General features: G+C 38.0%; 10 protein-coding genes. 2 read left to right on the top strand and 8 right to left on the bottom strand.

Translation table 11 applies throughout. The features are described from left to right. Positions 1 to 144 precede the first annotated feature (144 nt). From ACG9ZL_RS20610 to ACG9ZL_RS20575, 8 genes are read right to left on the bottom strand one after another with little or no spacing between them, the layout of a single operon-like run. On the bottom strand, positions 145 to 819 hold the full coding sequence (locus ACG9ZL_RS20610) for a hypothetical protein (protein ID WP_419361684.1): 675 nt from the start codon (positions 817 to 819) through the stop codon (positions 145 to 147). Further along, positions 816 to 1187: a hypothetical protein gene (locus ACG9ZL_RS20605; protein ID WP_419361682.1), complete on the bottom strand. Its 372-nt coding sequence runs from the start codon at positions 1185 to 1187 to the stop codon at positions 816 to 818. The genes ACG9ZL_RS20610 and ACG9ZL_RS20605 overlap by 4 nt, the downstream gene beginning before the upstream one ends. Then, the gene (locus tag ACG9ZL_RS20600; RefSeq protein ID WP_419361679.1) at positions 1184 to 2497 is read right to left on the bottom strand and encodes a replicative DNA helicase; all 1314 of its coding nucleotides are present in this window, start codon (positions 2495 to 2497) and stop codon (positions 1184 to 1186) included. Before ACG9ZL_RS20600 ends, ACG9ZL_RS20605 begins: the two co-directional genes overlap by 4 nt. Beyond that, positions 2497 to 3312, bottom strand: coding sequence for a hypothetical protein (locus tag ACG9ZL_RS20595; RefSeq protein ID WP_419361677.1), 816 nt, complete (start codon positions 3310 to 3312; stop codon positions 2497 to 2499). The genes ACG9ZL_RS20600 and ACG9ZL_RS20595 overlap by 1 nt, the downstream gene beginning before the upstream one ends. Further along, positions 3309 to 3740 (bottom strand): HNH endonuclease, encoded by a 432-nt coding sequence (locus ACG9ZL_RS20590; RefSeq protein ID WP_419327849.1) that lies wholly within the window; start codon positions 3738 to 3740, stop codon positions 3309 to 3311. Before ACG9ZL_RS20590 ends, ACG9ZL_RS20595 begins: the two co-directional genes overlap by 4 nt. Then, on the bottom strand, positions 3737 to 3895 hold the full coding sequence (locus ACG9ZL_RS20585; protein ID WP_419327848.1) for a hypothetical protein: 159 nt from the start codon (positions 3893 to 3895) through the stop codon (positions 3737 to 3739). Before ACG9ZL_RS20585 ends, ACG9ZL_RS20590 begins: the two co-directional genes overlap by 4 nt. Positions 3896 to 3941: 46 nt before the next feature. Further along, on the bottom strand, positions 3942 to 4217 hold the full coding sequence (locus ACG9ZL_RS20580) for a hypothetical protein (RefSeq protein ID WP_004817486.1): 276 nt from the start codon (positions 4215 to 4217) through the stop codon (positions 3942 to 3944). Positions 4218 to 4225: 8 nt separating this feature from the next. After that, complete coding sequence (locus ACG9ZL_RS20575) at positions 4226 to 4426, bottom strand: helix-turn-helix domain-containing protein (RefSeq protein WP_180644783.1); 201 nt, start codon at positions 4424 to 4426, stop codon at positions 4226 to 4228. 110 nt (positions 4427 to 4536) lie between these two features. On the opposite strand from ACG9ZL_RS20575, the gene ACG9ZL_RS20570 reads away from it, so the two are divergent. Together ACG9ZL_RS20570 and ACG9ZL_RS20565 are read left to right on the top strand one after the other, a co-directional pair. After that, entirely contained in the window at positions 4537 to 5199 is a 663-nt protein-coding gene (locus ACG9ZL_RS20570; protein WP_180644784.1) for a LexA family protein, read from the top strand. A gap of 14 nt (positions 5200 to 5213) precedes the next feature. Further along, entirely contained in the window at positions 5214 to 5516 is a 303-nt protein-coding gene (locus tag ACG9ZL_RS20565; RefSeq protein WP_419361674.1) for a hypothetical protein, read from the top strand. Positions 5517 to 5723 lie beyond the last annotated feature (207 nt).

The raw sequence follows: 5723 nt of genomic DNA, 5'->3' as shown, positions 1-5723 counted from the left end.
ACTCACCATCTACAAAGTAGCGATTTGCATAGCCAGTCATTATCCATACGCCATTTGTTATGTTGTAATGCATAGGCATATCCGTATCAGGCGCACCACTCACAATCTCTCGCATCTGCTCAATAGTCAGGTTGTTTATAGTTGTCATAGTGCCACCACTCCACAATACTTTTCTGTAATCTGTTTAAGCTTAGCTCTCTGTACCTTTTGCCATTCAGCCCTATAAGCTTTTCGATATGCTTTTTGATCCAATTCATTGATTTCTTTCTTCAATCTTCCTTTGATTGCGCTTTCGTTGATTGAATAGTCAAAACTCAGCAAATGCTTTTTAACTCCTTCCCATCGATCTTTCTTCATCACAGTTTCGCCATACATGGTTGACTTCAATGTTGTTGCTGAAACACCTGTCAACCTTGCAAGCAATGCGATATCACCATGTGATGCCTTAGAATGAAACTCTTTGAATATTGAAATCTGTTCGGCGCTTAAATCAGCTTTAGCCTTTCTTTTTACAGCCTGTGATTGAGCATCTTTGATTCGTTTACGCTCTTTATCACTCTGTCTTTTTGCTTCAATTTCAGCTTCAGTTTTAGTTCGCTTAGGTTTTAATTCTTTCTTAGCCTTAGCCTCTACAATTGCTGCGCCCATAATCTGTTTCATGTGCGATTGAGCATTTGATTTATTGAACTCTTGCTTAACCTCATTTGAAACGCCATAAGGCACATGTTCGATCTGACCACCGCTGCTTAAGAATTCTGACAAATCCCAAGCTGAGCGATCTTTGATGTAAAGTGATTCGATGTTGGTTCCTGCTCTCACACCCCACCCCCTACGCTTTCCACGTCTCGAATGGCTTGAGCTAATTCATCACGCATGAATCTGCGTTTACTGCCTCTGACGTTGTAGGGCATATCACTATCCATGTCTGGAATCCAAGTCTTAGCCTGCTTAATATCATCAAACTCGTTTACCAACTCATAAGACTCGACTAGTTGCTTTAGGTCATTAATATGAAAATCGTATGGTTGATCCCCTGAGTGCACAGAAATAGTTTTCTCTTTTACTTTTAAAAATTTAAAAGCAGTATTGCCGCCATACCAATCAGTAAAACTAATTGCTCCATCCCACCCAAAATTCCTCACAAACTCAACTGCATTCATACCAGCTCCCCTTGCATCATTTTTCATAGCACACCACCCTCTACAATTGACGTAAAACGGCAGATATCTAAGCGATCCTTAACTCTGGTCACTCCACGTTTGCCATGTCGATTTTTAGCAATAATAATTTCAGTCACACCTGTAGGAAGTTCATCTTCCCCATTGATCGGATGTACTAAAATAATTTGATCTGCGTCCTGTTCGATTTGCCCTGATTCTTTTAAATCTGAAGCTTTAGGACGTTTTCCTTTTTCTGATTCACGATTTAACTGAGCCAATGCAATAACAGGACAATTGAATTCTTTTGCTAAAGCCTTGAGGTCACGACTGATTGAGCTGACTTCCTGATATCGATCTTTCTTACTTGGATCACGTACAAGCTGTAAGTAATCAACAACGATGCAACCAAGTTTTTTATACTTGCGACGAGCCTTACGAGCATAAGAATGAATCTCTGCGATCGTTGGCTTTTGCTTGTCTTCAATGTGAATTTTCAACTTACTAAATTTGTGTTGAGCTTCAGCAAAGTCTTTAAGCATGCCGTCATAAAGTTCAGCATTGTGGATGTTGTCATAAGGAATACTGGTCAATGCCGAAATACAACGATTTGTGAACGTCTCAACGTCCATTTCAGCCGATACCACTAGAACCGATTCTTCGTATCGTAATGCAGTCTGAATCGTCACCATTTGAGCCAGTGTTGACTTACCTGAACCAGGGCGACCACCGACAACACAGAAATGACCTTTCTGAATAGTGCCAACCAATTCATCAACTGATTTCAGATTGAATTGCACACCTGAGAATGTTTTGTTTACTTTCGCCTCAGCTTTTGCCATCAGTTGCTTGCCTGACAAAACCAAAGCTTCCTCAAATGTAAAACTTGTTTTTTCAGTCTTGTCGCTTCCTGTTGATCCATCAAGAATTGTCTCTGCTGCAATATGCACATCAGGGATTGTTAGGTCTTTTGCAATCTCAGAAATGCTGTATCCGATTTTCTCGACTTCACGATGTGCCTTGAATTTATTCAACTCAGCAACATAGGTTTCAAGGTTGTAAAAACTTGAAGGGGCTTCACTGGTCATTTGTTGCAAATATGCAGTACCACCAATCAGGTGAAGTACATTTTTTTGATTGAGTTGTTGTTCAACCATCACCAAGTCATAGGGCTTGTTTTCATGTGCCAATTCTTGAATAGCATTGAAAATTTGCTTGTGACGTTCAGGAAAGAAACAATCAACATCAACATCGTTGGCAACGGTTTCATAAGATTCTGAAACAGTCATCAAAGCAGTCAGTACAGCTTGTTCCATCGGAATATTGTGAATATGTGACATTACCAATCCCCTTTGTCTTCAGTAAAGTTTTGAGGGATTTGTATTTCTTGTTTACCAACAAACCGATCACGAATATTCAAATCTCGCTTCACCCACTTCACAAAATTTGAATACATTTGGTTATCAGTAAGGTGACCAGATTTGATTCGATTTTCGTAGTGCGGATTTACTTCAAGTAAAATTTGATTAACCAATTCTTGAGTCATCGGCATTTCACCTGATCTTTGCAACCAAAAATTCAGAGAAGTTAAATCAGGTGTCCAGATTTCTAAAACTTCATCGACTGGATTTTTTGAATTTTGATCACTCTCTTTATTATTCTCTTTATATATATATTGTGAGTTTAGTAACGACACTAGTTTCGGTTTAGTTTCTACACTAGTTTGGTTTACTAACTGAACTAGTTTAGTTTCTACACTGGTTTCATTAGTAAACCGATCTTTAAGTGAAATTTCATTTAATTTGTACGATTTTGTACCTTGTTTTCCAGTACCAACTACCGAAATTACACCCAATGAAATTAGCTCTTTCAAGCCATTTGATACTGTTGGGCGACTTAGTAAACGAGACCCAATCAGATCTTTATCGCCCTGCAATTGAGAATAACTGATGTAATCAGTTTCTTTTTGATAACCATTAATTTTTGTTTCGAGTTCTGCATACACATTACGCGCGGCATCGCTCAAAAAAGGCATGACCTCTTTGCGATACAAGCGACTCGACATTATGTAGCCATTGTCGAATTTATCGCTAAACATAGGCTTTTCAATCTCGATTTGAGGTTCTGGTCGTGGGAACTTTAGAAGTGCGTTCATACAACCCCCTTAGCTAAACATTTTTCAAAATAAAACTGTTTTAACTGGATAGGTAACTCGATCCCAATATTCATAAGTTGTTTAGCTTGTGAAGGCGAAATTATTCCCTTGATTGGTGAGTTGTAAACAGCAGACCTAAAGCGCAATTCTTCAATATCTGCATTGCATTTCATTGAGTTGCACTGATGGCAAGAGCAGACATAGTTTTCAACATGCTCAAACCACATCTTGCTTCTAGGTTCAAAATGATCTACACGAACTTTTGTAAAACAATCTAAAACCTTTCCGCAATAAGCACAGCGTTTATCACTAGCTAGCCAAAGCTTTTCTCTAAACAGTTGTGTAAACCCACTACTTTTTTGTGGTTTAATCTTTTCTAGAAATACTTCCAAAAGATCGTTATTTCTTGCAAAAGACGGATGATTCATACACCACCTCGCATTACAAAAAGTGCCAACTCGGTTTTAGCTTTCGCCACAGACTGAGCAGTCGGAAGTGAGCGCTTTTCAGCGTGTTCTTCGACTGCCTTTTGAAATAAATAAATCTTTCGCTGTAGCTCAATGTCTGTTAAAATTTTATGCATATTCATTTCCATCTCGTTTTGAATATATGAAGCCTGACCTAACCCGTCAGGCTTTTTTAATGTCTAAATCCCCGTGAATCCCTTCGGATCCCTCTCGAAATTCGACCTCTGTACTTAAATCCCTTAACAAAGCTGATACTCCCAAGCGCTCGAACGATTTAGCTTGTAAATTAAGTACATGCCACTCACCTGCAATTTCTTTTTCAAGCAGGTAGGCCATATATTGAGCAAGGTCTTTACCTTTAATTTCAGCTAAAACCTTTGCTCGTTCGTGATTCTCAGGAGATAAGCGCACATGCGTAGATTTTTTTTCAAGGCTCATGGTGGTTCCTAAGCGACATTTGTAGTTTGTTTATGCTGATTCCATAAAGTTTCTAGATTTCTACCTAGATCGTATGAAAGACGTTTTCCGCAAGCTCCTCGCTCCAGATCACTTACATAATTTTGTGAGCAACCAATTTCAGTGGCGATATTTGCTTGTGTTAATCCCTGTTCTTTGAGATCAGAGATCATTTTCTGCCATTGATTCATATGAACCTCCAATATTTTTATTAAATATATAGGTTTTCCGATATTTATACAATAGCCAAACCGATTGAAATATGTATCAGAATTCCGATAAAGCAAGTTGAGATAGATTTATGAGCACTTTGGGTGAAAATTTAAAGAAATTGCGTAAAGCAAAAAAAATGACCCAGAAGGAATTAGCGCAAAAGTCTGGAGTTAAACAATCGGTAATTTCCGAACTAGAAACTGGCACAGCTAAATCAACAGGTTCAATTCTTGAGCTAGCTAGCGCATTGGGCATTACCGCTGAAGATCTTAAAAAAGGTGTAGTTAGTGAATTTGACAATAACGTTGTACCTGTCACCTCAAAATTAATCCCTGTTTTATCATGGGTTCAAGCTGGATCAATGACATCTGTAGAGGAAATAAATCCATTAGATATTTCTGAATGGTTGCCACCTTTAAGTGCTGATGATCCTGATGGTTGTTTTTATTTAAAAGTAGTTGGTATTAGTAATTCACCTACCTACATGGAGGGTGACTGTATTTTAGTAAATCCAAAATTTCAGGTGTGTGACTTAATTTCTGGAGATTTGATTGTTGTTAGAAACAATACAGATGCAACTTTTAAAAAGTTAGTCATAGAGAGCGACGAGCGCAAGTATTTACAGGCTCTTAACCCTAATTTTCATCCAAATATTATTGAGTTTGAAGATGGAATGGAGTTGGTTGGTTTGGTGATCGATGCGTTCAGACCGCTAGGTGGTTCACGTCCAAAACGCGTAAGAAGAAGTTAAAGAGGAATAACACTATGATCGCAACACTAAATAAATCAAAAACTGCTCTAACCATTAATCGTCAAGAATTCAAACTAGCATTAGCTAAAATTGGCGCAGGAATTGATAAACAAATAGCCTCACTTAAAAAAGCTAAGCAAAGCTATGACGCTGCTGAAATTGCACAAGAAGTCATTAATGAAGCTAATATCTTTGAAGCCATTATTGAGGGTTTTAACGAAGCAGAAGAAACCAATCTAAAACTAACTGACATAACCAATCTTGAAGTGGCGCAAGGATGGGTGGATGAGTTTTTAGAGAAGTATTCAGAAGCTTAATAAGCCAAAAGCAATTTTTATAAGAAGAATCTAAGATGAATAAATTTGACTACATGAAACTAGGGATAATTCTTATTGCAGTTGCCCTCTGTTGGGTTTCAATGGTTTTTTAAAACTGCGAACCCGACGCAGTCCTTTAGAATTGATCGGGTGGAGAAAATTAATGAGTAAAACTGTTACAAAAGAAAAAACTGTACATTATAAAAA

The organism is Acinetobacter legionensis (assembly GCF_048551735.1).
GTDB lineage: Bacteria > Pseudomonadota > Gammaproteobacteria > Pseudomonadales > Moraxellaceae > Acinetobacter.
The sequence above is the reverse complement of the archived record's forward strand: the minus strand, read 5'-3'. Positions and strand labels throughout refer to the sequence as shown.